The sequence below is a fragment of the Streptomyces sp. NPDC047117 genome (assembly GCF_040643545.1).
Taxonomy (GTDB): Bacteria; Actinomycetota; Actinomycetes; order Streptomycetales; family Streptomycetaceae; genus Streptomyces.
The window spans coordinates 191,111-215,958 of the sequence record NZ_JBEYUN010000005.1 but is presented as its reverse complement, the minus strand read 5'-3'; the positions used below and the strand labels follow the sequence as shown (position 1 = coordinate 215,958).

At 73.4% G+C, this 24,848-nt stretch carries 22 protein-coding genes and 3 tRNA genes; 15 read left to right on the top strand and 10 right to left on the bottom strand.

The genetic code is table 11. The features are described 5' to 3' along the window. Nucleotides 1-20: 20 nt before the first annotated feature. Nucleotides 21-1,214 (bottom strand): M20 family metallopeptidase, encoded by a 1,194-nt coding sequence (locus tag ABZ840_RS11710; RefSeq protein ID WP_361557137.1) that lies wholly within the window; start codon nt 1,212-1,214, stop codon nt 21-23. A gap of 85 nt (nt 1,215-1,299) precedes the next feature. Continuing rightward, the gene (locus tag ABZ840_RS11705) at nt 1,300-2,598 is read right to left on the bottom strand and encodes an MFS transporter (protein ID WP_361557134.1); all 1,299 of its coding nucleotides are present in this window, start codon (nt 2,596-2,598) and stop codon (nt 1,300-1,302) included. A 152-nt stretch (nt 2,599-2,750) separates the two neighbouring features. Here ABZ840_RS11705 and ABZ840_RS11700 point away from each other — a divergent pair, with 152 nt between their 5' ends. Next, nucleotides 2,751-3,770: an Lrp/AsnC family transcriptional regulator gene (locus ABZ840_RS11700; protein ID WP_361557131.1), complete on the top strand. Its 1,020-nt coding sequence runs from the start codon at nt 2,751-2,753 to the stop codon at nt 3,768-3,770. A gap of 100 nt (nt 3,771-3,870) precedes the next feature. Here ABZ840_RS11700 and ABZ840_RS11695 read toward each other — a convergent pair whose 3' ends face one another. Then, a complete protein-coding gene (locus tag ABZ840_RS11695; RefSeq protein ID WP_361557128.1) occupies nt 3,871-4,725 on the bottom strand; it encodes an aldo/keto reductase in 855 nt (284 codons plus the stop codon). Nucleotides 4,726-4,765: 40 nt separating this feature from the next. Between ABZ840_RS11695 and ABZ840_RS11690 the strand changes: the two genes are divergently transcribed. Next, the gene (locus tag ABZ840_RS11690) at nt 4,766-5,551 is read left to right on the top strand and encodes a TSUP family transporter (RefSeq protein ID WP_361557748.1); all 786 of its coding nucleotides are present in this window, start codon (nt 4,766-4,768) and stop codon (nt 5,549-5,551) included. Between the two features lie 49 nt (nt 5,552-5,600). Here ABZ840_RS11690 and ABZ840_RS11685 read toward each other — a convergent pair whose 3' ends face one another. Further along, nucleotides 5,601-6,242, bottom strand: a complete 642-nt coding sequence (locus ABZ840_RS11685) for a hypothetical protein (RefSeq protein ID WP_361557125.1) — start codon at nt 6,240-6,242, stop codon at nt 5,601-5,603. A 145-nt stretch (nt 6,243-6,387) separates the two neighbouring features. Then, nucleotides 6,388-6,717, bottom strand: a complete 330-nt coding sequence (locus tag ABZ840_RS11680; protein WP_361557122.1) for a cupin — start codon at nt 6,715-6,717, stop codon at nt 6,388-6,390. Between the two features lie 207 nt (nt 6,718-6,924). Between ABZ840_RS11680 and cutA the strand changes: the two genes are divergently transcribed. Continuing rightward, nucleotides 6,925-7,221 carry a divalent-cation tolerance protein CutA gene (cutA, locus tag ABZ840_RS11675; protein WP_361557746.1) on the top strand — a complete coding sequence of 99 codons (297 nt, stop codon included), beginning with the start codon at nt 6,925-6,927 and terminating at the stop codon, nt 7,219-7,221. 33 nt (nt 7,222-7,254) lie between these two features. On the opposite strand, the gene ABZ840_RS11670 is transcribed toward cutA, so the two are convergent. Beyond that, nucleotides 7,255-7,953 carry an ElyC/SanA/YdcF family protein gene (locus ABZ840_RS11670; RefSeq protein WP_361557119.1) on the bottom strand — a complete coding sequence of 233 codons (699 nt, stop codon included), beginning with the start codon at nt 7,951-7,953 and terminating at the stop codon, nt 7,255-7,257. Between the two features lie 112 nt (nt 7,954-8,065). Here ABZ840_RS11670 and ABZ840_RS11665 point away from each other — a divergent pair, with 112 nt between their 5' ends. From ABZ840_RS11665 to ABZ840_RS11655, 3 genes are all read left to right on the top strand, one after another. Next, the gene (locus ABZ840_RS11665) at nt 8,066-8,581 is read left to right on the top strand and encodes a gamma-glutamylcyclotransferase family protein (RefSeq protein ID WP_361557116.1); all 516 of its coding nucleotides are present in this window, start codon (nt 8,066-8,068) and stop codon (nt 8,579-8,581) included. A gap of 7 nt (nt 8,582-8,588) precedes the next feature. Next, complete coding sequence (locus ABZ840_RS11660; RefSeq protein WP_361557113.1) at nt 8,589-9,590, top strand: adenosine deaminase; 1,002 nt, start codon at nt 8,589-8,591, stop codon at nt 9,588-9,590. A 91-nt stretch (nt 9,591-9,681) separates the two neighbouring features. Next, a complete protein-coding gene (locus tag ABZ840_RS11655; RefSeq protein ID WP_361557110.1) occupies nt 9,682-10,137 on the top strand; it encodes a MarR family transcriptional regulator in 456 nt (151 codons plus the stop codon). Between the two features lie 18 nt (nt 10,138-10,155). On the opposite strand, the gene ABZ840_RS11650 is transcribed toward ABZ840_RS11655, so the two are convergent. Then, the gene (locus ABZ840_RS11650) at nt 10,156-12,237 is read right to left on the bottom strand and encodes a molybdopterin oxidoreductase family protein (RefSeq protein ID WP_361557107.1); all 2,082 of its coding nucleotides are present in this window, start codon (nt 12,235-12,237) and stop codon (nt 10,156-10,158) included. 219 nt (nt 12,238-12,456) lie between these two features. On the opposite strand from ABZ840_RS11650, the gene ABZ840_RS11645 reads away from it, so the two are divergent. The 6 genes from ABZ840_RS11645 (at nt 12,457) to ABZ840_RS11620 (ending at nt 20,060) form a co-directional block, all read left to right on the top strand. Next, on the top strand, nt 12,457-13,281 hold the full coding sequence (locus tag ABZ840_RS11645; RefSeq protein WP_361557104.1) for a sirohydrochlorin chelatase: 825 nt from the start codon (nt 12,457-12,459) through the stop codon (nt 13,279-13,281). After that, the gene (locus ABZ840_RS11640; protein WP_361557101.1) at nt 13,278-14,798 is read left to right on the top strand and encodes a deoxyguanosinetriphosphate triphosphohydrolase; all 1,521 of its coding nucleotides are present in this window, start codon (nt 13,278-13,280) and stop codon (nt 14,796-14,798) included. Before ABZ840_RS11645 ends, ABZ840_RS11640 begins: the two co-directional genes overlap by 4 nt. Before the next feature lie 178 nt (nt 14,799-14,976). Then, nucleotides 14,977-16,242: an FAD-dependent oxidoreductase gene (locus ABZ840_RS11635; RefSeq protein ID WP_361557098.1), complete on the top strand. Its 1,266-nt coding sequence runs from the start codon at nt 14,977-14,979 to the stop codon at nt 16,240-16,242. 9 nt (nt 16,243-16,251) lie between these two features. Next, nucleotides 16,252-16,704, top strand: coding sequence for a GNAT family N-acetyltransferase (locus tag ABZ840_RS11630; protein ID WP_361557095.1), 453 nt, complete (start codon nt 16,252-16,254; stop codon nt 16,702-16,704). 75 nt (nt 16,705-16,779) lie between these two features. After that, on the top strand, nt 16,780-18,690 hold the full coding sequence (gene dnaG / locus ABZ840_RS11625) for a DNA primase (RefSeq protein WP_361557092.1): 1,911 nt from the start codon (nt 16,780-16,782) through the stop codon (nt 18,688-18,690). A 155-nt stretch (nt 18,691-18,845) separates the two neighbouring features. After that, entirely contained in the window at nt 18,846-20,060 is a 1,215-nt protein-coding gene (locus ABZ840_RS11620; RefSeq protein WP_361557089.1) for an RNA polymerase sigma factor, read from the top strand. A 170-nt stretch (nt 20,061-20,230) separates the two neighbouring features. Here the strand turns inward: ABZ840_RS11620 and ABZ840_RS11615 are convergent, their stop codons facing one another. Both ABZ840_RS11615 and ABZ840_RS11610 read right to left on the bottom strand, forming a co-directional pair. Next, nucleotides 20,231-21,676 carry an FGGY family carbohydrate kinase gene (locus ABZ840_RS11615; RefSeq protein ID WP_361557086.1) on the bottom strand — a complete coding sequence of 482 codons (1,446 nt, stop codon included), beginning with the start codon at nt 21,674-21,676 and terminating at the stop codon, nt 20,231-20,233. A 132-nt stretch (nt 21,677-21,808) separates the two neighbouring features. After that, nucleotides 21,809-22,090, bottom strand: a complete 282-nt coding sequence (locus tag ABZ840_RS11610) for a YtxH domain-containing protein (protein ID WP_361557083.1) — start codon at nt 22,088-22,090, stop codon at nt 21,809-21,811. 215 nt (nt 22,091-22,305) lie between these two features. On the opposite strand from ABZ840_RS11610, the gene ABZ840_RS11605 reads away from it, so the two are divergent. From ABZ840_RS11605 to ABZ840_RS11595, 3 genes are all read left to right on the top strand, one after another. Continuing rightward, nucleotides 22,306-22,378: transfer RNA gene (locus tag ABZ840_RS11605), tRNA-Asn, on the top strand. A 5-nt stretch (nt 22,379-22,383) separates the two neighbouring features. Next, nucleotides 22,384-22,456, top strand: a tRNA-Asn gene (locus ABZ840_RS11600). A gap of 290 nt (nt 22,457-22,746) precedes the next feature. Beyond that, nucleotides 22,747-22,823, top strand: a tRNA-Ile gene (locus tag ABZ840_RS11595). Between the two features lie 1,542 nt (nt 22,824-24,365). Here the strand turns inward: ABZ840_RS11595 and ABZ840_RS11590 are convergent. Beyond that, nucleotides 24,366-24,842, bottom strand: coding sequence for a hypothetical protein (locus ABZ840_RS11590; protein ID WP_361557080.1), 477 nt, complete (start codon nt 24,840-24,842; stop codon nt 24,366-24,368). Nucleotides 24,843-24,848 lie beyond the last annotated feature (6 nt).

The window sequence follows — 24,848 nt, the reverse complement described above, 5'->3', positions numbered from 1 at the left end:
CGTGTGAGGAGTATCCGGCCCTACGCCGCCTTCACCAGCCGCCGGGCCGCCAGCTCCGCGTAGACCGCGGCGCCGTCCGCGAGGACCGCGTCGTCGAAGACCGCGAGCGGGGAGTGGTTGTTGGGGGAGGTCTCCGGGTCGGCGCCGGGCGGCGGGGAGCCGAGCGTCAGCATCGCGCCGGGCACCTCGGCGATCACCCGGGAGAAGTCCTCCGAGCCGTGCAGCGGCTGCGGCAGCGGCGCGTAGAACTCCTCGCCGAGCGCCTCCCGCACGGTGTGCGCGACGAAGTCCGCCTCGGCGTGGTCGTTGACGGTGACCGGGTACTGCTCGACGAACTCCGCGTCCACCCCGACCCCGTACGCCTGCGCGATGCCGCGGCAGACCTCCGGCGTGCCCTCCCTGACCTTGCGCTGGGCGGTGGGCGAGAAGCTGCGGACGGTCGCGTGGAAGGTGGCGGTGTCGGGGATGACGTTCTGCTGGGTGCCCGCGTGGAAGGTGCCCACCGTCAGTACGACCGGGTCGAAGACGTCGAAGGTACGGGTGATCCACGCCTGCAGCGCGGTGACCATGGCGCAGGCCGCCTGCACCGGGTCCTTGGCGCGGTGCGGCATCGAGCCGTGCCCGCCCTCGCCCTGCACCGTCACCTTCAGCACGTTGGACGCGGCGAGCGCCGGGCCGCCGCGGGTGCCGAAGACGCCGCTCTGGAGACCGGCCGACATCACGTGGATGGCGTACGCGGCGTCGGGGCGGCTGCCGGAGGCGTCCAGTACGCCCTCGGCCAGCATCTGCCCGGCGCCGTCGAAGCCCTCCTCGCCCGGCTGGAACATGAAGACCACGTCGCCCGCGAGGCGGTCGCGGTGCGCGGAGAGCAGCTTCGCGGCGCCCGCCAGCATCGAGGTGTGCAGGTCGTGGCCGCAGGCGTGCATCCGGCCGCTGTCGGCGGCGAAGTCCAGACCGGTCTTCTCCGCGACCGGCAGCGCGTCCATGTCACCGCGCAGCAGCACCGTCGGCCCGGCCTGCGCGCCGCGCAGCACCGCCGTCACGGAGCTGAGGCCGCTGCCGGTGCTGACCTCCAGCGGCAGCCCGTCGAGCGCCGCCAGCACCGTCTCCTGGGTGCGCGGCAGGTCCAGGCCGACCTCGGGGATGCGGTGCAGCGCGCGGCGCAGCTGAACGAGGTCGCCGGAGAGGGCGCGGGCGTCGTCCCGCAGATTCATTTGTGCTCCTTCGGAGTGGGGGTGGCAGCAACGAGAGGACCGCACCGCGGGGGCTTCCACAAGAGGGCCTCCGCGGCGGGAGGGCTCAGCCCTCCGAGGTCCGGGCCGGGCGGATCAGGAAGGTGCCGGCGAGCGAGACGGCGGCGGCGCCCGCGGCCCACCAGGGCACCAGCGTCAGGTGCCCGGCCTTGGCCAGGCCCTGGGCGAGCAGCGGGAACGTGCCGCCGAACAGCCCGATCGCGATCGTGTACGGCACGCCCATCGCGACCACCCGCACCGCGACCGGGAAGAGCTGCGCGAACAGCACGTTCGTCAGCCCGATGGGCGCCGCGATCAGTGCCAGGTACACCACCGTGACCAGCCACATCGGGATGGCGCCGTGCGCCAGCGCCAGCATCAGCGGCACGGTGGCGACGGCCAGCAGGCACAGGCCGGCGCGCAGGGTGCGCAGCGCGCCCAGCCGGTCGGCGAGCCGCCCGACCACGACCATCGCCGCGACCAGGAGGACCAGCGGGCCCAGCATCGAGGCGGCCGACTCGGTGCCGGAGACGACGCCGAGCTGCTGCGCGTACTGGGGGAGGTAGGTGGTGCCGTAGTAGTACCCGACGGTCGCGCCGACCGAGATCAGGAAGACGGCCGCCATGTTGCGCAGGTTCGACCGGTACAGCGCGCGCCGCTCGGCGCCCTTCGGGCCGTCCGCGCCGGCCTCGGTGAACTCCGCGCTCTCCTGCACGCCCCGCCGGATCCACAGCGCCACCAGGCCGAGTGCCGCCGCGACCAGGAAGCCGATCCGCCAGCCGCCGCCGCGCACGCCGTCCTCGCCGAGCGTGACGAGCAGCAGCGTCAGCACGCCGAACGAGAGGATGTTGCCGATCACCACGCCCGAGTACGAGATCGAGCTGTAGAGGAAGCGCAGGTGGCGCGGGGCGGTCTCGGTGACGTACGCGGCGGCACTGGGGTTCTCGCCGCCCATCGAGAGGCCCTGCACCAGCCGCAGGACGATCAGCAGGACGGGCGCCGCTGTACCGATCAGCGCGGCGGTCGGCAGTACCGCGATCAGCACGCTGGCGCCGGAGATGATCGTCATGCTGAGGGTGAGCGCGAACCGCCGGCCGCGCGAGTCGGCGAACCGGCCGACCACGTAACTGCCGAAGGGCCGGACGACGAAGCCGACGGCGAAGCCCAGGTAGGCGGCGAGCAGCTTGGTCACCGGGTCGTCGCCGGGGAACATCGACGCCGCGAAATACGGGGCCAGTACGGCGTAGATGGCCCAGTCGAAGGACTCCACGACGCCGCCCACGGTGGCGGCGAGCAGTGCCTTGCGCCCGTTGCCGTGCGCCGTGCGGGGGATGTCCGCGGTTCTCGCCGTGACCGCTGATGTCATCGCCAACCTCGTCTCGTGGGCCCGGACGACCGAACGTCCGGTCTGGGGCGGTGCCGGAATGGCTCGAATGGATCGCCATGCTGGCCAGCAGTCGAACCGAGGGAAACGAATTACCCTCAGTACGCAGGAAAGCTGTCGGAGAGGCGTTGATCATGCAGGAAAACGTGCCCACGAGTCTGCAAGGGCTCGACGCCCAGCTGATCCACGCCCTGCAGATCGCGCCACGCGCCTCGTGGCAGACCATCGCGCCGGTGCTGGGGATAGACCCGGTCACCGCGGCCCGCCGCTGGAGCCGCCTGGAGCGGGCCGGGCTCGCCTGGGTCACCGCCTATCCCGGCGCCCGGCGGCTGGACCGGATGTGCGTCGCGTTCGTCGAGATCGACTGCGTGGCGGGCAGCGTCGAGACGGTCACCCGAACGCTCGTAGGGCTGCCGCAGGTGGCGACCGTCGAGCAGATGGCCGGCGGCCGGGACCTGGTCATCACCGTGTTCGTACCGGGCCTCGCGGCCCTCTCCGAGCTGCTCCTGCGGCGCATCGCCGAGCTGCCGGGCGTCACCGCCACCCGCGCCTCCATCGGCACCCGGGTCTACGGCGAGGGCAGCCGCTGGCGGCTGCGTGCCCTGGACGCCCGCCAGCGGGAGGCGCTGCGTACCACGGAGGCGCCGGGAAGCGCGGCCGGGCCGCTGGACGCGCAGGACCGGGCGCTGATCACCGAGATGTCCCGGGACGGGCGGGGCAGCGCCGTGGACCTCGGGCGGGCGGTCGGGCTGAGCGCGCCCACGGTGCGGCGCCGCCTCGGGCGGCTGCTCGCCGACCGGGACATCGCGCTCCGCTGCGAGGTGGCCCGTGAACTGACCGAGTGGCCGATCTCGGCGACCCTGTGGGCGAGCGTGCCCGCCACCCACCTCGCCGAGACCGCGCGGGTCCTGCTGGGCCTGCCCGAGGTGCGGCTGTGCGCCGCCGTCACCGGGCGGCAGAACCTGCTCTTCACGCTCTGGCTCCAGTCGGTCCAGGACGTGCAGCGGCTGGAGATCCAGCTCGGCGAGCGGCTGCCGCACCTCCAGCTGCACGACCGGGCGATCGTGCTCAAGCAGTACAAGCTGATGGGGCGCGCGCTGGACGACCGGGGGCGGGCCCTGGATGTCGTACCGGTCGATCCGTGGGCGGGCTGAGGGGCCTGTCCGACGAGACCGGCCGCCCGGGCCCGCGGACACCGGCCCGACGACGGCCGGCCGCCCCGAGCCCCGGTCACCGGTGGCTACCGGCCAGCGGCTACCGGTCCGCCGCCTCCTCCAGCAGCTTCATGTCCGCCGGGCCGAGGGCGAGGTCCGCGGCGGCGAGGTTCTCCTCCAGGTGCGCGAGCGAGCCGGTACCGGGCGTGGGCAGCAGGACGGGGGAGCGGTGCAGCAGCCAGGCCAGCGCGATCTGCCCGTGGCTCGCGCCGTGCCGCTCGGCGGTGATGTCCAGGGCACGCGCCGCGCCGCCGGTCAGCCCGCCGTTGCCGAGCGGGAACCACGGCAGGAACGCGAGCCCCTGCCGCTCGCACAGCGTCAGCAGCTCCTCCGAGCCCCGGTCCAGCAGGTTGTAGCGGTTCTGCACGGAGGCGACCGGGGCCAGCGCCAGCGCGGCGGTGAGTTCGGCCGGCCCGACCGAGTCCAGCCCGAGGTACCGGATCTTGCCCGCGTCCCGCAGCTCCAGCAGCGTGCCCAACTGGTCGGCGAGCGGCACCTTCGGGTCCAGCCGGTGCAGCTGGTACAGGTCGATCGTCTCCCGGCGCAGCCGCCGCAGGCTCGCGTCGCACATCGCGCGCAGCGACTCGGGGCGCCCGTCGATGTGCCAGGCGTCCGCGCTCGTCCGCACCACGCCGCCCTTGGTCGCGATCACCAGGCCCTCGGGATACGGGTGCAGCGCCTCGGCGATCAGCTCCTCGGCCACGGCGGGGCCGTAGTTGTCGGCGGTGTCGATCAGGTTCACCCCGCGCTCCACCGCACGCCGCAGCACGGCGACCGCCTCCCGCGGGTCGGCGTGCCGTGGACCCCAGTAGCCCGGTCCCGCCAGCTGTGCCGTGCCGTACCCGAGCCGCCGTACCGGCAGCCCGCCGCCCAGGGTGAAGATCTCGGAGTCCATAACTGCCCACCCTAGAGCGGCCGGTGGTCCTTAAGATCACCTGGTGCCTGACATATCCCTGACGACTCTGCTCCTGCTCTGCCTGGCCGCGCTGGCGGCCGGCTGGATCGACGCCGTCGTGGGCGGTGGCGGGCTGATCCTGCTGCCCGCGCTGCTCGTCGGCCTCCCGCACGTGCCGGCCGCGTTCGTGCTCGGCACCAACAAGTCGGCGGCGGTGGTCGGCACGACGGGCGCGGCGATCACCTACGTCCGCAGGACGCCGCTGGACGTCCCGGCGGCGGTCCGCATCGGGCTGGCGGCGGCGGGCGGTTCGCTGGGCGGCGCGTTCCTCGCGGCCGGGCTGGACAGCGCGGTGCTGCGCCCGCTGATCATGATCGTGCTGGCCGGGGTGCTCGTCTTCGTGCTGCTGCGGCCGTCCTTCGGGACCGCGCCCGCGCCCTCCGGCCCGGTCACCCGGCAGCGGGTGCTCGCCGCCGTGCTGATCGCCGGGCTCGGCATCGGCTTCTACGACGGGCTGGTCGGCCCCGGCACCGGCGCGTTCCTGGTCATCGCGCTGGCCGCGATCCTGCACATGGACCTGGTGACCGCGTCGGCGACCGCCAAGGTCGTCAACGTCTGCACCAACCTCGGTGCCCTGGCGATGTTCGCCTACCAGGGCACCGTGCTGTGGGGACTGGGCGCGCTGCTCGCGGCGTTCAACCTCGCGGGCAGCACGGCCGGCGCCCGGATGGCGCTGAAGAAGGGCGCCGGCTTCGTGCGCGGCGTGCTGGTCGTGGTCGTCGTGGCGCTGCTGTGCTCGATGGCGTACGACCAGTGGCTGTCCTGAGCGCCGGGGCCTGACCGCACGGGCCCGGACGCGGCCCCGGCGGCGCGGCTCAGAGCTTGTTGAGCGCCTGGCGGACGGTGGCCTTGAACGCCGGTACCGGCGCGTGTTCGAAGGTGCCCATCTCGCCCCACTGCACGACCGTGACCGTGCGGCCCGAGCGGCCCACGCCGAAGAGGTGGATGCCCGGCTCGGACTCGGGCATCGAGGTGTGGATGCCGTACACCCGGCCGCCGTTCGCCGCGTCGACCGTGCCGTAGTCCTTCCAGGACGCGGTGCCGCCGGGCTTGTCGTGCAGCCAGTCACCGGCGCAGCGGGCGACCTTCTCGCGCAGCTGCGCGGCCAGCCGGCGCGCGCTCCCGTCGCTGGAGGTCACCACGCCGACCTGCCCGGCGCCGGTGTCGTACTCGGTCCAGTAGCTGCGGTGGTACGTGCCGTCGCCGCCCGGCACCACGCCGCCGTCGAGGCAGAAGGGCTCCGGGTCCGGCAGCCCCGGCGTGACCTTCGAGGCGTACCAGGGCGAGGAGGCGTGCGGCGGGAGCTCGCCGGGCGCGAGGAAGCGCGGCGGCGTGCTCGCGGCCGGGGCCGCGACCGCCGCGGTCGTCCCCACGGCGGTGGCGGCCAGGACGGCGGCGGTGGCGGTGAGCGCGGTGCGGCGGCGTACGGAACGGCGGCGTGCGGAACGAACCTGCATGGACGAGACCTTTCCCCCGTGGCGGTGCGTAACAGAAAGAGCAGCACTCAACAGAACTGCGGTACGTAACGGATCTGCGGTACGTATCGGAACTCTCGCCTGTCAGACCGCCGGAACGGGGCAAAGGTTGTGCCGCCCGCGGTGCTCACATGCCGTCGACGCGGGTCACCGAGGTCAGCAGCAGGGCGGAGTTCTCGACGGCCGTCACCCCGTGCTTCTCGCGGGGGATCTGCGCGACCTGCCCCGCGATCATGTCCTGCTTGCCGTTGCCCGTCGTGATCTGCACATGTCCGTGCAGGATCTGCATGCTGCCCGCGGGCGGCGAGACGTGCTCGTCCAGTGAGGCGCCGCCGATCAGCGCGATCACGGTCTGGCGCAGCGGCCCGTCGTGCAGGAAGAGCCGGGCGCTGCGGCCGTGCGGGTCGGCCTTGGCGTCGTCGAGCTGCTGGCGGGCGAGGGCGGTGAGGTCGTCCATGAGGGGCCCTTCGGTCGCGGAGTGCCGGCGTTCCGGTGGCATGGTCCTGCCCCCATCCTCGCGGGTGCCCGGGGCGCCGCAAGTCATCGGCGCGCCGTGGTACCCGTGGCGGGGAAGGATCAGGTACCCGCCCGTCCCCGACTCAAAAGGACCCGACCCGTGACCGATCAGCCCGTCGAGACCGCACCGCCCGCGTTCCTGACCGTGATGACGACGACCGACGCCGCGGAGAAGGCCGAGGCGCTGGCCCGTGGCGCGATCGAGGCGCGCCTCGCGGCATGCGCCCAGGTCAGCGCGCCGGTCACCTCGGTGTACCGCTGGCAGAACGCCATCGAGACCAGCCAGGAGTGGCAGGTGCTCCTGAAGACGACCGGCCACCGGTACCAGGAGCTGGAGGAGTACCTCCGCGGGGCGCACGACTACGACACCCCGGAGATCATCGCGACGCCGGTCGTCCACGGCGGCGCCGACTACCTGGCCTGGATCCAGGAGGAGACCCGCTAGGGGCACCGGTCCCGGCGCAGGGCCTGCGGAGTCTCAGCGCAGGGCCTGCGCCACCCCGTCCTCCCGCGGGCCGAGGAAGTGCGGATCGGGGCGCAGGGCCGCGTCGGCCGCCGCCTTGCCGGCCGCGAGGATCTCCCGGCCGGCGCCGTAGTACCAGGTCACGTCGTGCGGGTCGGTGGCGCCGACGCCGTACGCGTCGATCCCCGCCGCCGCGCACAGCGCCAGCGCCCGCCGGACGTGGAACCCCTGGCTGACCAGGACCGCCCGGTCGACCCCGAAGACGCGGCGGGCGCGGCTGCAGGAGTCCCAGGTGTCGAAGCCCGCGTAGTCGCCGACGATCCTGCGTGCCGGCACCCCGCGCGCGGTCAGGTACCGGCGCATGGCGTCCGGCTCGTCGTAGTCGTGGGTGCTGTTGTCGCCGGTCACCAGGATCGCCCGGACCCGGCCCGCGTCGTACAGCGTGGCCGCCGTGTCCAGCCGGTGCGCGAGGTACGGGGACGGCTCGCCGTCCCACAGGCCCGCGCCGAAGACCACCGCCACCGGCGCCGCCGGCACGTCAGCCACGGTCCGCACCCGGTCACCGGTCGTCAGCCGCAGCCATGTCGCGGGCAGCAGCGCGAGCACGCAGAGGGCCATGGCGGCTTGCACCGCCCGCCGCCGTCCACGGGTCGTACGCGGCGGGCGCAGCCACCCCGCCACCCGTCGCACCAGGCCGTTCGCCCGCACTCCCATGACGCCCCCGTTCCGTCGCTCTTCGGACAGTTGTCCGACCTACCGGACAGCGACGCGCCGTGGCCTGGCATGGTTGCAAGCGGGAAGAACGCACAAAGAGGAGAACCGACCCATGAACGACCGGCCCGCCGAGCACGAGCGGCTGCCCTTCTTCGTCTACGGGACGCTGCGACCGGGGGAGGCCAACCACGCCTGGGCCCTGCGCGGCCGTACCGCCGCCGAGCAGCCGGCGGTGATCCACGGGGCGCTGCTGTACGACGGGCCCGGCTACCCGTACGCCGTCCAGGGGCCCGCCGACGCAGCGGTGCACGGCCATGTCGTCACGCCCCACGAAGCGGCGTACGAAGAGGTCCTGACGGTCCTGGACCGGCTGGAGGGCTACACGCCCGGCGCGCCGGACAACGACTACGACCGGGTCGCCTGCGACGCCGTCCTGCCGGACGGCACCACGGTCGGCGCCTGGGTCTACCTCGCCGCCGAACCCCTGGCCGGCCGCCTCCGCGCCGCCGGCACCCCGATCCCCGGTGGCGACTGGCTCGCCACCGGCCGACGTGCCGCCGGCCCCGTGGGCCCCGGCGTCGCCGCCAACGAAGGCCGCGCCTTCGCCGCCGCACAGGAAGGTGCCTGAGCCGACCATGAACACCCCCCACCCCCCGGTCCCCAAGGCCGAGCTGCACCTGCACATCGAGGGCACGCTGGAGCCCGAGCTGGCGTTCGCGCTCGCCGCGCGCAACGGCATCGAGCTGCCGTACGCCTCCCAGGAGGAGCTGCGCCGCGCCTACTCCTTCAGCGACCTGCAGTCCTTCCTGAACCTGTACTACGCGCTGATGGCCGTGCTGCGCACCGAGGAGGACTTCGCCGACCTGGCGCACGCCTACCTCGCGCGGGCGAAGGAGCAGGGCGTGCGGCACGCGGAGATCTTCTTCGACCCGCAGGCCCACACCGCGCGCGGCGTGCCGATCGGCACCGTCATCGAGGGCCTGGGCCGGGCCCTGGACGCCGCTGGGGAGACCTACGGCATCACCACCCGCCTCATCATGTGCTTCCTGCGGGACGAGAGCGCGGAGTCGGCCCTGGAGACGTTCGAGGCGGCCCGCCCGTACCTGGACCGGATCACCGCCGTCGGCCTGGACTCCGCCGAGGTCGGCAACCCGCCGTCGAAGTTCCGCGAGGTGTACGCGCTCGCGCGGGGGGCCGGGCTCAAGTGCGTGGCGCACGCCGGTGAGGAGGGCCCGCCCGCGTACGTGTGGGAGGCGCTGGACATCCTCGGCGTGGACCGGGTCGACCACGGCGTGCGGTCCCTGGAGGACCCGGAGCTGGTCGCGCGGCTGGCCGCCGAGCAGGTGCCGCTGACGGTCTGCCCGCTGTCCAACGTCCGGCTGCGGGTCATCGACGACCTGGCCGACCACCCGCTGCCCGCCATGCTGGACGCCGGCCTGCTGGTGACCGTCAACTCCGACGACCCGGCCTACTTCGGCGGCTACGCGCACGACAACTTCACCGCCGTACGGGACGCGCTGGACCTCGACGAGGACACGCTGCACCTGCTGGCCCGGAACTCCTTCCAGGCCTCCTTCCTGGACGAGGAGACACGCACGGCGTACCTGAAGGAAGTCGACGCCCACCGGAGCGCCTGACCTCAAGGCGGCCCCGTCCGGAGCCGCTTGACCTCAAGTGCGCTTGAGTTCCTAGCTTCGTCCTCAACCGAACCGGAAAGAGGGCGGAGCCATGGAGTACTCCCACAGCGACACCGAACTGATCCGGCAGCCCATCGGCTACTGGAGCGGGGCTGCGAGCAGGGCGGTCGTCACCCGCATCCGCGGCGCTCTCGCGGAGCTGGGCACCACCCAGCCGCAGTGGTGGGTGCTGCACCAGGTCGCCTCCGCCGCGGACGGACGGTCCAGGGCGGAGGTGACCGAGCTGCTCAAGAACTACCTCGACAACGCTGACGTACTGGCGGAGGAGACCGACACGGTGATCGCCCGCGGCTGGGTCACGCAGGACGCGCGCGCCACCCTGCGGATCACCCCGGAAGGCTCGGCCTTCCATGCCGAGGCCGCCGCCCTCCAGGAAGAGCTGGCGGCGGAGCGGCACGAGGGCATCACCGACGAGGAGTACCTGACCACCATCAAGGTGCTGCAGCGGTTCATCCACAACACCGGAGGGCGGGCCTGGCACCACTGAGGGGCGCGGTGCGCCGCCCTACGGGCCCAGTGGGGTCAGCCGGACCGCGCAGACCTTGAACTCCGGCATGCGGGAGGTGGGGTCGAGGGCGGGGTTGGTGAGGGTGTTGGCGCGGCCCTCGCCCGGCCAGTGGAACGGCATGAAGACCGTGTCGGTACGGATGCCGGTGCTGAGACGGGCCGGTGCCACGGCCCGCCCGCGCCGCGACTCCACCGCGACCCGGTCGCCCTCGGCGATCCCGTACCGCTCCGCCAGGCGCGGGTGGAGCTGCACGAAGGGGCCGGGGGCCGCCGCGTTCAGCTCGGCGACCCGCCGGGTCTGCGCGCCCGACTGGTACTGCGCCAGCACCCGGCCGGTCGTCAGCAGCACCGGGTACTCCGCGTCGGCCTCCTCCGCGGCGGCGCGGTGCGAGACCGGCACGAAGCGCGCCCGGCCGTCCGGGGTGGCGAACCGGTCGAGGAAGAGGCGCGGCGTCCCGGGGTGCTCCTCGTCGGGGCACGGCCAGAAGACGCCGTCCTCGGCCGCGATGCGCCGGTAGCTGATCCCGGAGTAGTCCGCCGGGCCGCCCGCCGAGGCCCGGCGGAGCTCCGCGAAGACCTCCTCGGGGTCGGCGGGGAAGCCCTTCTCGTGGCCCAGGCGCGCCGCCAGCCCGCCCAGCACCGCCAGGTCCGTACGGACGCCGGGCGGCGGGCCCACGGCCCGGCGGCGCAGCAGCACACGGCCCTCCAGGTTCGTCGTGGTCCCGGTCTCCTCGGCCCACTGCGTCACCGGCAGGACGACGTCGGCGAGCGCGGCCGTCTCGGAGAGGACGACGTCCGCGACGGCCAGGAAGTCCAGCGACCGGATGCGCTCCTCGACGTGCGCGGCACGCGGCGCGGAGACGACCGGGTTGGAGCCCATGAGGAGCAGCGCGCGGACGTCCGTGCCGAGCGCGTCCAGCAGCTCGTACGCGCTGCGCCCCGGGCCCGGCAGGCTGTCCGCAGGGACGCCCCAGACGGCCGCGACGTGCTCCCTGGCCGCCGGGTCGTCGAGCTTGCGGTAGCCGGGCAGCTGGTCGGCCTTCTGGCCGTGCTCGCGGCCGCCCTGGCCGTTCCCCTGGCCGGTCAGGCAGCCGTACCCGGACAGCTCCCGGCCGGCCCGCCCCGTGGCCAGGCACAGGTTGATCCACGCGCCCACCGTGTCGGTGCCCTTCGCCTGCTGCTCCGGGCCGCGCGCGGTGAGCACCATCGAGGACGCGGCATCGCAGAACATCGATACGGCCGCGCGGAGTTGCGGCACCGGCACCCCGGTGATCCGCTCCACCAGCTCCGGCCAGTGCGCCATCGCGGCGGCCCGCGCCTCGGGCCAGCCGGTGGTGCGCGCCGCGATGAATTCCTCGTCCGTACGGCCCTGCGCGACGACGAGGTGGAGCAGCCCCAGGGCCAGCGCGAGGTCCGTGCCGGGGCGCGGCGCGAGGTGCAGGTCGGCGGCCTCGGCGGTCTTCGTGCGGCGCGGGTCGACGACGATCAGCTTCCCGCCGTTCTCCCGGAGTTCGGTGAGGTAGCGCAGCGCGGGCGGCATGGTCTCGGCGAGGTTGGAGCCCACCAGGATCACGCACCCGGTGCGCGCCACGTCCGCCAGCGGGAACGGCATGCCGCGGTCCAGCCCGAACGCCCGCCCGTGCGCGGCGGCGGCCGAGGACATGCAGAACCGGCCGTTGTAGTCGATCTGCGAGGTGCCGAGCGCCACCCGCGCGAACTTGCCCAGCGCGTACGCCTTCTCGTTGGTCAGCCCGCCGCCCCCGAAGACGCCGACCGCGTCGTTCCCGTAGGACTCGCGGGCCCGGCCCAGCCCGGCCGCCACCCGGTCCAGCGCCTCGTCCCAGGTGGCGGGGCGCAGCTCCGCGCCGTCCCTGACCAGCGGCTCGGTCAGCCGCACCCGGCGGTCCAGCACCTCCGCCGCGGTACGGCCCTTGCCGCACAGCGCGCCGCGGTTCACGGGGAACGCCGGGCGCTCGACCACCCGGACCCCGCCCTCCCCGGGACGCAGCGACATCCCGCACTGCAGGGAGCAGTACGGGCAGTGCGTGTCGACCGTGCCGGTCGTGACGTCGGCTTTCATGCGGTCACCGTGCACCGCGCGCGTTTCCGGAGCCGCGCCGCGGTGTTACGCGCCCGGCACGGTGCCCTCCCCGGTGAGCGCCCGGCAGCGTGAGGGCGGAGAAACGACTCGTCACCCCTGCGCAACGCTCCGGCAACTCTCCGCTGCCAGGGTTCCTCCATGACGGCGTCGCAAGCGCACCTTCCCGCTTCGGTTCCCTTCGACAGTACGGCGCAGCTCATGACAGAGATCACCGAACAGCTCAGCACGCAGCTCAGCCGGGTCAGACTCCACAGCCGCCGCACCCTGACCGGCGGCAGCGGCACCGCCGGGACGCCGACACTCGTCGCGGTCGCACACGGCAGCCGTGACCCCCGCGCCCTGGAGACCGTCACCGCCCTGCTGGACCGGATACGGGAGCACCGCCCCGGACTGCCGGTACGTCTCGGCCACATCGAACTGAACACGCCGTTGCTGCCCGACGTGCTGGCCGGCCTGGACGGCGACGCCGTCCTCGTCCCGCTCCTGCTGGGTCGCGGCTACCACCTCAAGCACGACATCCCCGCGACGGCCGCCGCGGCGCCCCACCTGCGGACCCGCGTCGCCGGGGCGCTCGGCCCGCACTCGCTGCTCGCCGAGGCGCTGCACGCGCGGCTCACGGAGGCCGGGACCCGGCCCGGGGCGCCGGGCACGGGGATAGTCCTGGCGGCGGCCGGCTCCCGCGACCCCGACTCCGCCGCCGACACCGCCCGCACCGCCCGCCTGCTGTCCGCCCGGCTGGGCGGCGCACCCGTCGTACCCGGTTACGCGGCGGGCGCCGGGGCCACCGTCGAGGAGGCCGCCGCCGGCCTGCGCGCCCGTGGACTGCGGCCCGTCCTCGCCTCGTACTTCACCGCGCCCGGCCGCTTCGCCGCCGCCTCCGCCGCCGTGCTGGAGGCCGCCGCGGCGCCCCTCGGCGACCACCCGGCCCTCGCCCGTCTCGTCCTGCACCGTTACGACCAGGCGCTCCGCTCGCGTACCGGTTCCGACCGAGAGGGGGCCGGTGCGGCTACCGTCGCGGTATGACGGGTACGCCCTTTCAGCCCACCGGCCGTCCGCCGCACGAGGACGGCGCCGCTCCGGTGCCGCACGCCGCAGCGCGCCCCGACCGGGCGCCGCACCCCGACGCGCGCCCCGGTGCGCCGCGTCCCCCGTACGACGCGCACCCCGACGCGCCGCCGAATCCCACGGATCCGGCGGCGCCGGTGCTGCCCGCGTACACCGGCTACACGCCCGCCGACGCCGAGCGCTGGGTGCCCGAGCCGGACAAACGGCCGGGCCGTACGGCCTTCCAGCGGGACCGCGCACGCGTGCTGCACTCCGCCGCGCTGCGCCGGCTGGCCGGCAAGACCCAGGTCGTCACCCCGGGGGACGCCACGTCGGGTGCGGGCCGGCCGCACGCCTGGGACGCCACGCCACGGACCCGGCTCACGCACTCCCTGGAGTGCGCGCAGGTCGGGCGGGAGCTGGGGGCCGCGCTCGGCTGTGACCCGGACCTGGTGGAGACCGCGTGCCTGGCGCACGACCTGGGCCACCCGCCCTTCGGGCACAACGGCGAGCAGGCCCTGAACGAAGTGGCCGAGGCCTGCGGGGGCTTCGAGGGCAACGCGCAGTCCCTCAGGCTCCTCGCCCGGCTCGAACCGAAACGGTTCGTCACCGCCGACGACGGCCGCGTCGTCAGCGTCGGGCTCAACCTCACCCGCGCCGCCCTGGACGCGGCGACCAAGTACCCCTGGCGGCGCGGCGGCCACCCCGAGGACCCGCGTTCGACCAAGTTCGGGGTGTACGCCGACGACCTGCCCGTCTTCCGGTGGCTGCGGCAGGGCGCCCCCGAAGGTGCGCGCAGCTTCGAGGCGCAGGTCATGGACTGGTCGGACGACGTGGCCTATTCGGTGCACGACGTGGAGGACGGGCTGCACGCCGGGCACCTGGATCCTGCCGTCCTGTACGCGGACCCCGAGCGCGCCGAGATCTTCGCGGTGGCCGCCGACCGGTACGCGCCCGGCGCCGGCGACGCGGAGCTGGGCGCCGCCCTGGACCGCCTGCTGGACCAGGAGTGGTGGCCGCACGGCTACGACGGCTCCGCGGTCGCCCAGGCCCGCCTGAAGGACGCCACCAGCCAGCTGATCGGCCGGTTCTGCCTGGCCGCCGAGACCGCCACCCGTGACGAGTACGGCGACGGGCGGCTCACGCGCTACCGGGCGCAGCTCGTCGTCCCCGAAGAGGCCCGCCTGGAGTGCGCCGTGCTGAAGGCGGTCGCCGACCGCTATGTGATGCAGCGCCCCGACCAGGAGGCGCTGCGCGCCGAACAGCGGGTGATCATCGCCGAGCTGGCCGAGGCGTTGCTCACACGGGCGCCGGACGGCCTCGACCCGCAGTTCCGGTCGCTGTTCGACGCGGCAGGGGACGACACCGCCCGGATGCGGGCCGTGATCGACCAGATCGCGGCCCTCACGGACGCTTCGGCACGCACCCTGCACGCCCGCCTCACCCGCCCCATGGGTCACGCACCGGCGGATCGTCCGCCCGCGCGTGACAACTAAGGGTGACGCATCAAGGGCCTACCCTCTTCCCCCATCACGCTCTGTGCGGGACGCTCGAAGCCCGGCGTACTGACGGGCTCGAACGGGGGTAAGACTTTTTCGAACGGGGGCGCCAACGGGGGTTGATCGGGGGGCGTTCAAGGCGCAGACGCACTGCGCCGCAGCGAGGAGGAAGCAAGTGGTCGACGCACACCAGACGTTCGTCATCGTCGGCGGTGGCCTGGCCGGGGCAAAGGCGGCCGAGACCCTCCGGTCGGAGGGGTTCAGCGGCCGGGTGATCCTCATCTGTGACGAGCGCGACCACCCGTACGAACGGCCGCCGCTCTCCAAGGACTTCCTGATCGGCAAGGCCGAGCGGGACAGCGTCTTCGTGCACGAGCCGGCCTGGTACGCGCAGAGCGACATCGAGCTGCACCTGGGCCAGCCCGCGGTGGCCCTGGACCCGGTCGCCCGCACGGTACGGCTCGGTGACGGCACCCTCATCGCGTACGACAAGCTGCTCCTGGCCACCGGCGCCGAGCCGCGCCGCCTGGACATCCCCGGCACCGACCTGGCCGGCGTCCACCACCTGCGCCGCCTCGCGCACGCCGAACGGCTGCGCGGCGTGCTGGCCTCCCTCGGCCGCGACAACGGCCACCTCGTGATCGCGGGCGCCGGCTGGATCGGCCTGGAGGTCGCCGCGGCCGCCCGCTCCTACGGCGCCGAGGTCACCATCGTCGAGCCCTCGCCGACCCCGCTGCACGGCGTGCTCGGCCCCGAGATCGGCGGGCTCTTCACCGAGCTGCACCGCGAGCACGGCGTCCGCTTCCACTTCGGCGCCACGCTCACCGAGATCACCGGCCAGGGCGGCGTCGTACTGGCCGCGCAGACCGACGACGGCGAGGAGCACCCGGCGCACGACGTGCTCGCCGCCATCGGCGCCGCGCCCCGCACCGCCCTCGCCGAGCAGGCCGGGCTGGCCCTCGTGGACCGCGCCGAGGGCGGCGGCATCGTCGTGGACGCCTCGCTGCGCACCTCCGACCCGCACATCTTCGCGGCCGGCGACGTGGCGGCGGCCGCCCACCCGGTCCTGGACACCCGGCTGCGCGTGGAGCACTGGGCCAACGCGCTCAACGGCGGCCCCGCGGCGGCCCGCGCCATGCTCGGCCAGGAGGTCTCCTACGACCGCATCCCGTACTTCTTCTCCGACCAGTACGACGTCGGCCTGGAGTACTCCGGATACGCGCCGCCCGGCTCCTACGAGCAGGTCGTCCTCCGCGGCGACGTCGGCAAGCGCGAGTTCATCGCCTGCTGGCTGGACGGCGGCGGCCGGCTGCTCGCCGCGATGAACGTCAACGTGTGGGACGTCACCGAGCCGCTCCAGGCCATGATCCGCTCCGGGCGCGCCCTGGACGCGGAGGCGCTGGCCGATCCGACCGTGCCGCTGGAGACGTTCCTGTCGTAGCGTGCGGGCATGCAGATCCGCACCGCGCCCGCCCCGGTGGCGGAGATCTTCGACCTCCGCCGGTCGGTCCTCCGCCCCGGGCTGCCCGCCGACGCCGCCGTGTACCCGGAGGACTCCGACCCCGGCGTCTTCCACATGGCCGCGTACGACGGGGACACCGTGGCGGCCTGCGCGACCTTCTTCCCCGACCCCGTGCCGGGCGAGGAGGACGTCCCCGCGTACCGCTTCCGCGGCATGGCCAGCGCGCCCGAGGTCCGCGGGCGGGGCTTCGGGGCCGCCGTGCTGCGCGCCGGCATCGAGGAGGCGGCGCGCCGGGGTGCCGCGTACGTGTGGTGCAACGGGCGCGTCGTCGCGCGCGGCTTCTACGAGCGGATGGGCTTCACCACGGACGGCGAGACGTTCGAGATCGTGCCGAGTGGCGCGCATCACCGCTTCGTCCTGAAGATCACCGCCGCCGGCTGAGGAGCAGAGGGGCAGGACGGGACCGGCGGGGGAGCGGACCCGGGAGTTGTCGGTGGTCCCCCGTAGAATTCTCGCGTGGCAGGCAGGATCAACGATGACGACGTGCGGGCGGTGCGGGACGCGGTCCCGATCGACGCCGTCGTGTCCGAGTACCTCCAGCTCCGCAATGCCGGCGGCGGCAATCTGAAGGGGCTCTGCCCCTTCCACGACGAGAAGTCCCCCTCGTTCCACGTCAGCCCGGCCAAGGGGCTGTACCACTGCTTCGGCTGCCAGGAGGGCGGCGACACCGTCGACTTCGTCATGAAGGTCGACCACCTCTCCTTCGCCGAGACCATCGAGCGCCTGGCCTCCCAGGCGGGCATCACCCTGCGGTACGAAGAGGGCGGGTACGCCCCCGGACGGCAGCAGGGCGAGCGGACCCGGCTGGTCGAGGCCCACAAGATCGCCGCGCAGTTCTACGTCGACCAGCTGGACGGCCCCGAGGCCGAGATCGGCCGGAAGTTCCTCGCCGAGCGCGGTTTCGACCAGGCGGCGGCCCAGCATTTCGGCGTCGGCTACAGCCCGGCCGGCTGGGACCACCTCACCCGCTTCCTGCGCGGCCGCGGCTTCACAGACAAGGAACTGATCCTCTCCGGCCTCTCCCAGGACGGCCGCCGCGGCCCCATCGACCGCTTCCGCGGCCGCCTGATGTGGCCCATCCGCGACATCGCCGGCGAGGTCGTCGGCTTCGGCGCGCGCAAGCTCCGGGACGACGACAACGGCCCGAAGTACCTCAACACCCCCGAGACGCCGATCTACCGCAAGTCCCATGTGCTGTACGGCATCGACCTGGCCAAGAAGGAGATCGCCAAGGGGAACCGCGCGGTCGTCGTCGAGGGCTACACCGACGTCATGGCCTGCCACCTCGCGGGCGTCCGCAGCGCCATCGCCACCTGCGGCACGTCCTTCGGCGAGGGCCACATCAAGATCCTCCGCCGGCTTCTGATGGACAACAGCGGCTCCGAGGTGGTCTTCACCTTCGACGGCGACGCGGCGGGCCAGAAGGCGGCGCTGCGGGCGTTCGAGGACGACCAGAAGTTCGCCGCCGAGACCTCCATCGCGATCACGCCCGGCGGCATGGACCCCTGCGACCTGCGGCTCGCCAAGGGCGACGAGGCCGTCGCCGACCTGGTCGAGTCCCGTACCCCGCTCTTCGAGTTCGCCCTGCGCCAGCTCGTCGCCCGGCACAACCTCGCCACCCCGGTCGGCCGGGCCGCGGCGCTGGACGAGGCCGCGCCCATCGTCGCCAACATCAAGAACAGCTCGATCCAGCACGAGACCGCCGTCCAGCTGGCCGGGCTGCTCGGCATCCTGGACACCCAGTTCGTGGTCCGCCGCGTCTCCCAGCTGGCCCGCTGGGCCCGCGAGCGCGGCCGGGACCCGCGGGAGGCGCGCGACCAGGGCAGGCCGCAGCGGCGCGGCGCCGAGCAGGCGCAGCCCGCAGCGCCCGCGGCCCCTCGCGGCCCCGCGCTGAACCTCCGCAGCCCCGCGCACCGCGTCGAACGGGAGCTGCTCAAGCTCGCCCTGCAGCGCCCCGACCTGGTCGCGCCGACCTTCGACGCGTACGGCGTCGACGAGTTCACCGCCCCGCCGTACGCCGTCGTGCGCCGCTGCATCGAGGACGCCGGCGGCACGGCAGCGGCGGATGCCGGCTTCCTCACCCGCGTCCGCGAGGCCGCGCCCGACGACACGGTCCGCTCGATGGTCACGGAGCTGGCCGTCGAGCCCCTGCACACCCGCCGGGACCCCGACGAGCTGTACGCGGGCGTGCAGCTCGTCGCCGTACGGCTCGCCGCCGTACGGCAGCGCTGCGCCGAGATCCACGGCGCGCTCCAGCGCCACGACCCCCGGTCCGGCGACGACGCCTACACCGCCCTCCAGCACGAGCTGTGGGTCCTGGAGCAGTACGCCCAGTCCCTCCGGGAGCGCGGCGCCGCGGCGCTCTGACGGCCCGTACCGCCGCCTCCGACGCCCTCCGGCGTCCCGCGCGCCCCTGCGGCGGGCCCGGATCGTCCGAGTAACCGCCCGGTCACCCACTGAATGCAAAAAGTCGTCGCACGCCCCTCGTGGCGGGAGTGTGTCGTACTCCACACTGAGAAACGGTGCCTGAGTCCTCGGAGCGCGGCGGATCCGGACGCAACGACCCGGAGTCCGACGCCAACCCGCTCTTGATGTACGGGACGGACGGCGGCTCGGCCGCAGCCGTACCCGACCTTTGTGCCGCCTCAGCAGCGATCACCCTGGAGGTCGCCCCCGTGCAGACCCCGAGCCTCGCCGACGCGCCGGCCGCAGCGGCCGCCACCGTGCCCCAGCAGGCCGAGCCGCCCGCCCCCGAGATGCTGGCCGACGAGCCGGACCCGGCACCCGAGACGCCGTCGGAGCCGCCTTCCAGGCCCGACGCGGCCGGCCCCTCCTCCGACCTCTTCCGCCAGTACCTCCGGGAGATCGGCCGGATCCCGCTGCTCACGGCCGCCGAGGAGGTCGAGCTGGCCCGCCGGGTCGAGGCCGGCCTGTTCGCCGAGGCGAAGCTCGGCAACACCCCCGACCTCGACTCCCAGCTCGCCGTGGACCTCGACAAGCTGGTGGTGCTGGGCCGGATGGCCAAGCGCCGCCTGATAGAGGCCAACCTCCGCCTGGTCGTCTCGGTCGCCAAGCGCTACGTCGGCCGCGGCCTGACCATGCTGGACCTCGTACAGGAGGGGAACCTCGGCCTGATCCGCGCGGTCGAGAAGTTCGACTACGCGCGCGGCTACAAATTCTCCACGTACGCGACGTGGTGGATCCGGCAGGCGATGTCCCGCGCCCTCGCCGACCAGGCCCGCACCATCCGCGTCCCGGTCCACGTCGTCGAACTGATCAACCGGGTCGTACGGGTCCAGCGCCGCATGCTCCAGGAGCGCGGGTACGAACCCACGCCCCAGGAGGTCGCCGCCCACCTGGAACTGCCCGAGGAGCGCGTCAGCGAGGTACTGCGGCTGGCTCAGGAGCCGGTCTCGCTGCACGCCCCGGTCGGCGAGGAGGACGACGTCGCGCTCGGCGACCTCATCGAGGACGGCGACGCCGCGTCCCCCGTGGAGTCCGCCGCCTTCCTGCTGCTGCGCGAGCACCTGGAAGCGGTGCTCTCGACCCTCGGCGAACGCGAACGCAAGGTCGTCCAGCTCCGCTACGGCCTGGTCGACGGCCGGCCGCGGACCCTGGAGGAGATCGGCCGGATCTTCGGTGTCACCCGCGAACGCATCCGCCAGATCGAGTCCAAGACCCTCAACAAGCTCCGCGACCACGCCTTCGCCGACCAGCTCCGCGGCTACCTGGACTGACGCCGTGCCGCGTGGCGGCTGATTCCGCGGGCGCCGCCGTGAAGGCGCCCGGCGGTCGCGTCGTCATCGGTGCGGGTTTCCGCTGGAGAGCGGCCTGCTCGTGTGGGGGCTCCGCGACCACGCTTTCGCCGACCAGCTCCGCGGCTACCTGGACTGACGCCGCCCGCGGCTCAGTCCGCCGTCGCCTCCTGGAACGCGCCCGGGTACGTCTCGTCCCGCACCGTCGCGTACTGCTGCCGCACCGCCTGGCCCACGGCCAGCTCCTCGCCCGGCTCGAACACCTGGCAGGCGGCGGCCGGCCAGGCCGGCGGCTCCTGCGCCGTGTGCGTCCCGTGCGCGAGCCCCAGCGCCCACGCCGCCTGCCGGGCCGCGCCCAGCGCCGCGTAGTCCGCCGGCTGCGGCACCACGACCTGCGCTCCCAGCAGCGCGGGGGCCGCGGCCTGGACGACGCCCAGCTCGGCTGCGGCGCCCAGCAGGAACACCCGCCGCACCTGCACGCCTCTGCCGCGCAGCACGTCCAGCGCGTCCGCGAGCCCGCACAGCATGCCCTCGACGGCGGCCCGCGCCATGTGCTCGGGCTTCATGCTCTCCCGCCGCAGCCCGTGCAGCGAGCCCGCGGTGTGCGGCAGGTGCGGGGTGCGCTCGCCCTCCAGGTACGGCAGCAGCACCATCCCGTAGGCGCCGGGCGTCGACTTCAGCGCCAGGTCCGACAGGCCCTCCAGGTCCGTGTTGAGCGCGTCCGCCATGCCGCGCAGCACCCGTACGGCGTTGGTGATGTGCACGACCGGCAGGTGCATCCCCGTCGCGTCCGCGAAGGACGTGATCGTGCCCGTCGAGTCCGCCAGCGCCTCGTGGTGGATGCCGAAGACCGAGCCGGAGGCGCCCAGCGACACCACCGCGTCACCGATGCCGACGCCCAGCCCGAAGGCCGCCGACATCGTCTCGCCCGTACCGGCGGAGATCAGCAGGCCCTCGGGCGTCACCCCGGCCGCGTCGGCCGGGCCGAGCACCTCGGGGAGCCGCACCTGGTGCCCGAGCGCCAGCTCGACCAGGTCCGGGCGGTACGCGCCGTCGGCCGCCGACCAGAAGCCGGTGCCCGAGGCGCCGCTGCGGTCCGTCGTACGCCGCGCCGGGCGCCCCAGCAGCTGCCAGACCAGCCAGTCGTGCGGCTGCATGATCTCGGCGACGCGGGCGGCGTTCTCGGGCTCGTTCCGCGCCAGCCAGCGCAGCTTCGCCACCGGCTGCGCGGCGTGCGGCACCGAGCCCACGCCCTGCGCCCATGCCGAGCGCCCGCCGAGCGCGTCGATCAGGTCGGCCGCCGCGCTCTGCGCCCGCTTGTCGTTGCCCATGAGGGCGGGGCGCACGAGGGAGCCGTCACCGTCCAGCGGCAGCAGGCCGTGCTGCTGGGCCGAGACGCCGATGGCCTGGACTCCCTCCAGGAGCCCGTCGGCGGCCGCCTCGCCGAGTGACATCAGCCACGTCTGCGGATCGACATCGGGTCCCTTCCCGTCAGGATGCGGGGCGTACCCCTGCCTGACGACGGCACCACTCTCGGTGTCACAGACGACGATGCGTGTGCTTTCGGACGAGCTGTCCAACCCGGCGACTATCCCCATGGGGCCTGATGATGCCGCATCGCGGGGCCGGTACGGAAAGCGGTCTCCCCGGGCCGCGCGGCGGCGGCCCGGGGAGACCGGCGGGTCCGGCCGGGTGTCCTCCGGCGGGGCGGGTCAGGTGTTGCTGGTACCCTAGTCGTCCTCCGCGCCCGGACGCTGCTCACGCAGCGAACGTACGCGGTCCGTCACGGAGTTCGGCATCTTGTCGCCGACCTTGGCAGACACCGCGTCGTACGCCTTGGTCGCGGCCTCGCGGCCGGTCTGCGCGGCGGACTCGGCGGTGTTGCGGACGGCGGGGTTCTGCGCGACCCGCTGGGCGCTCTTGCGCAGCTGTTCGTACCGCTCCCGCCCGGCCCGCGTGCCGAGCACGTATCCGATGGCCAGTCCCGCGATGAACGTGAGCCGGTAGCGCATCGCTCCACCCTTCTGTCTGGTCGTTCCCGCTCTCCGGTACCCGCCGTCGAAGCGGTGAGTCGCCGGGCTGTGCTCCGTCTACCCGCGGGCCCGCTGATCACCCGTGGCCATACCGATTGGCGAAGCACCCCCCTGCTTGCGCTAATGTATGTGTCGCAGCGAGCGCACGCCGTCCGGAAGCCCGGACCGGAGTGCATTCGAGGCACCCAGAGCAATCCCGCGTAGCTCAATTGGCAGAGCAGCCGGCTGTTAACCGGCAGGTTACTGGTTCGAGTCCAGTCGCGGGAGCGCAGTCCCCTGTAGCTCAATTGGCAGAGCATTCGGCTGTTAACCGGAGGGTTACTGGTTCGAGTCCAGTCGGGGGAGCAGGTGGAAGAGGACCCCGCGAGGGGTCCTTTTTCGTGTCCGGTTCCGCTCCGGTCCGCGTCCGGTTCCGTGTCCGGCGCGGCCGTCGCGGGCCGCTCCCGGAATCGAACACCCGGACCACTCCAAAGAGTGATGCTCTGGGTGGAACCGAACGGTGGGTGATCGTAGTCTTCACGACCGCACGCAGCGATCCGCTCCACGCTCAGCACCCACCCGCACGGGCAGCAGATCGTATGAGCGGCTATGCTGCGGCAGACGGCGCGCACAAATGTGCGCGGCGCGCCGTGACGGGGGCGGTAGCTCAGCCGGTTAGAGCAGCGGACTCATAATCCGTCGGCCGTGGGTTCGAGTCCCACCCGCCCCACCACAGCAGAATCGATGTGACCTGAGAAAACTCGGTCGAGGCGCCCGCCGGCGCCGAACACTCGTCGGACCCGGCCGCCTGTTCGATGTCCGGTATGCACTGAACCGCATTTCTTCCGCCGCTCGGCACGTGACGTCCGCCGCGGGCGCGAAGGGCCACGATCTGGCGATGCTGCGGACAACGCCCCCGTACGCCCACCGCTGACCTGGCCTTTCGTGCCATTTCGGGCAGAGTGGCTTTCGCGTAGCGCCATGGGCGGGCGAGCTGTTCATTGGTCGTATGCGTTCTCGATTATCTTTCCGCGGCTGGACTGCGGGTGTTGTCGCGCTGGGTGTGGTCCTCACCGCTGTGGGGGGGGGGGAGGACCTGCGGCGGCCGCGCCGTCGGGTGGGGACGTGGGACCGGCCGGGTCGTTCCGCGCACGGAGGACGCCGTGTACGGGAGCGGGGCAGGCGGGGTCCGAATGCGCGTCGGTGCCGGTGCCGTTGGACTACGCCCGCCCCAGGGCCGGGGACATCGACCTGGCGGTGATCCGGCATCGCACGCAGGGGCCGGGGCGCGCGCTGGGCACGGTGTTCTTCAACCCCGGGGGGCCGGGCGGGCCGGGGACGAAGGCTCTGCCGGCGTGGTACTCGCTGTTCCCGGCCGCGGTGCGGGAGCGTTCGACCTGGTCAGCTGGGCCCCCAGGGGGTGGGCAGGAGCGCGCCGGTGCGATGCTTCGACGAGGACGCACAGGGGGTGGCGTTCTTCGCCGGCACACCGGTGCGCGTCCCGGTGGGCGGCCGTGAGCAGAACCGGTGGATCGACACGTACCAGAAGTTCGGCAGGCTGTGCCTGCAGCGCAACGGCGCGCTGCTGGAGCACGTCTCGACCGCGGACAGCGCCCGTGACCTGGACCGGCTGCGGGCCGCCCTGGGCCGGGCCAGGACGGACTACCTGGGTGTGTCGTACGGGACCTTGTTGGGGGCCACGTACCGCAACATGTTCCCGGGCCGGGCCGGGCGCATGATCCTGGACGCCAACGTGTCACCCACGGCATGGACGAACAACGGCGACGGCCGGGCCCGCAACACCACCACGGGCCCGCGGATCGGGGCCGATGGCGCCCGGGCGACGCTGAGGGCGTTCCTGAACCGGTGCGGGACGGCAGGACCGGCCCGATGCTCCTTCTCGGCCGGAAGCCCGGAGGCGACCGAAAAGAAGTTCACCTCGCTGCTGGCCCGCCTGAAGAAGGCCCCGATCCCCTATCAGGGCACCCCTGTCAGCTACGGCGTCGCGGTCAGCGCCGTCGACGGCCTGCTCGACGTCATGCCCGCGCTGCCGGCCACCGGCTTCCCCGGCTGGAGCTTCCTGGCCGATTTCCTGCAGACGCTCGACCGGGGCGGCAGCGGCGGCCCCGGCGTCCCCACGTCCTACGACCTCCGCGAACAGGGCTACGCGATCGAATGCAGCGACAGCCCCAACCCTCGCAATCCCCGGGCCTACATCTCCCTCGGCAACCGGCCGCAACTGCGGAATGGTCCGCTGGCCCCCGCCATCTGCCGGTCAGTCGAAATAGCCGCCGGGCGCCGCGAGCGCGTAGTGAACGTAGAGGGGCAGATCGTCGTACGGGTCCAGCGGGACCTCGCGGCTGGTTTCGCGGGAGAGCAGCAGTGCGAGATCCGGGAAAACGGCCACCTCTTCGTCGCTGGTGTCTCCCTCGTGCCCGGCATCGCTGATGCGCTGAACGAGTTCGCGTGCGGGGGTGCGGAAGACGTCCAGCCCATTGAATTCCACGCGCACATCGGCTTCGTCGTGCTCGAAGCGCCACGCTTCGATCGCGGTGAGGGACTTCCCGTCGTCCGCCATCAGGACGACCTCGAACTCGGGGTGGACGATCAGCACCTTGAATGCCGTACGCCCCGGGGCGGGGTCACCCACCTTGACGTCGCCCCACGCCGAGGCCGCCTCCGTGGCCTCGGTGATCGGCATGCCGAAGCGCAGCGGGCCGACACCGACGGGCGGGTTGAGATCGAGCTGCATGGTCGC

Coding starts and splice junctions, on each gene's coding strand:
- ABZ840_RS11710 (WP_361557137.1), bottom strand. CDS start 1,214: ATGAATCTGCGGGACGACGCCCGCGCCCTCTCCGGCGACCTCGTTCAG.
- ABZ840_RS11705 (WP_361557134.1), bottom strand. CDS start 2,598: ATGACATCAGCGGTCACGGCGAGAACCGCGGACATCCCCCGCACGGCG.
- ABZ840_RS11700 (WP_361557131.1), top strand. CDS start 2,751: ATGCAGGAAAACGTGCCCACGAGTCTGCAAGGGCTCGACGCCCAGCTG.
- ABZ840_RS11695 (WP_361557128.1), bottom strand. CDS start 4,725: ATGGACTCCGAGATCTTCACCCTGGGCGGCGGGCTGCCGGTACGGCGG.
- ABZ840_RS11685 (WP_361557125.1), bottom strand. CDS start 6,242: ATGCAGGTTCGTTCCGCACGCCGCCGTTCCGTACGCCGCCGCACCGCG.
- ABZ840_RS11680 (WP_361557122.1), bottom strand. CDS start 6,717: ATGGACGACCTCACCGCCCTCGCCCGCCAGCAGCTCGACGACGCCAAG.
- cutA (WP_361557746.1), top strand. CDS start 6,925: ATGACGACGACCGACGCCGCGGAGAAGGCCGAGGCGCTGGCCCGTGGC.
- ABZ840_RS11670 (WP_361557119.1), bottom strand. CDS start 7,953: ATGGGAGTGCGGGCGAACGGCCTGGTGCGACGGGTGGCGGGGTGGCTG.
- ABZ840_RS11665 (WP_361557116.1), top strand. CDS start 8,066: ATGAACGACCGGCCCGCCGAGCACGAGCGGCTGCCCTTCTTCGTCTAC.
- ABZ840_RS11660 (WP_361557113.1), top strand. CDS start 8,589: ATGAACACCCCCCACCCCCCGGTCCCCAAGGCCGAGCTGCACCTGCAC.
- ABZ840_RS11655 (WP_361557110.1), top strand. CDS start 9,682: ATGGAGTACTCCCACAGCGACACCGAACTGATCCGGCAGCCCATCGGC.
- ABZ840_RS11650 (WP_361557107.1), bottom strand. CDS start 12,237: ATGAAAGCCGACGTCACGACCGGCACGGTCGACACGCACTGCCCGTAC.
- ABZ840_RS11645 (WP_361557104.1), top strand. CDS start 12,457: ATGACAGAGATCACCGAACAGCTCAGCACGCAGCTCAGCCGGGTCAGA.
- ABZ840_RS11640 (WP_361557101.1), top strand. CDS start 13,278: ATGACGGGTACGCCCTTTCAGCCCACCGGCCGTCCGCCGCACGAGGAC.
- ABZ840_RS11630 (WP_361557095.1), top strand. CDS start 16,252: ATGCAGATCCGCACCGCGCCCGCCCCGGTGGCGGAGATCTTCGACCTC.
- ABZ840_RS11615 (WP_361557086.1), bottom strand. CDS start 21,676: ATGGGGATAGTCGCCGGGTTGGACAGCTCGTCCGAAAGCACACGCATC.
- ABZ840_RS11610 (WP_361557083.1), bottom strand. CDS start 22,090: ATGCGCTACCGGCTCACGTTCATCGCGGGACTGGCCATCGGATACGTG.
- ABZ840_RS11590 (WP_361557080.1), bottom strand. CDS start 24,842: ATGCAGCTCGATCTCAACCCGCCCGTCGGTGTCGGCCCGCTGCGCTTC.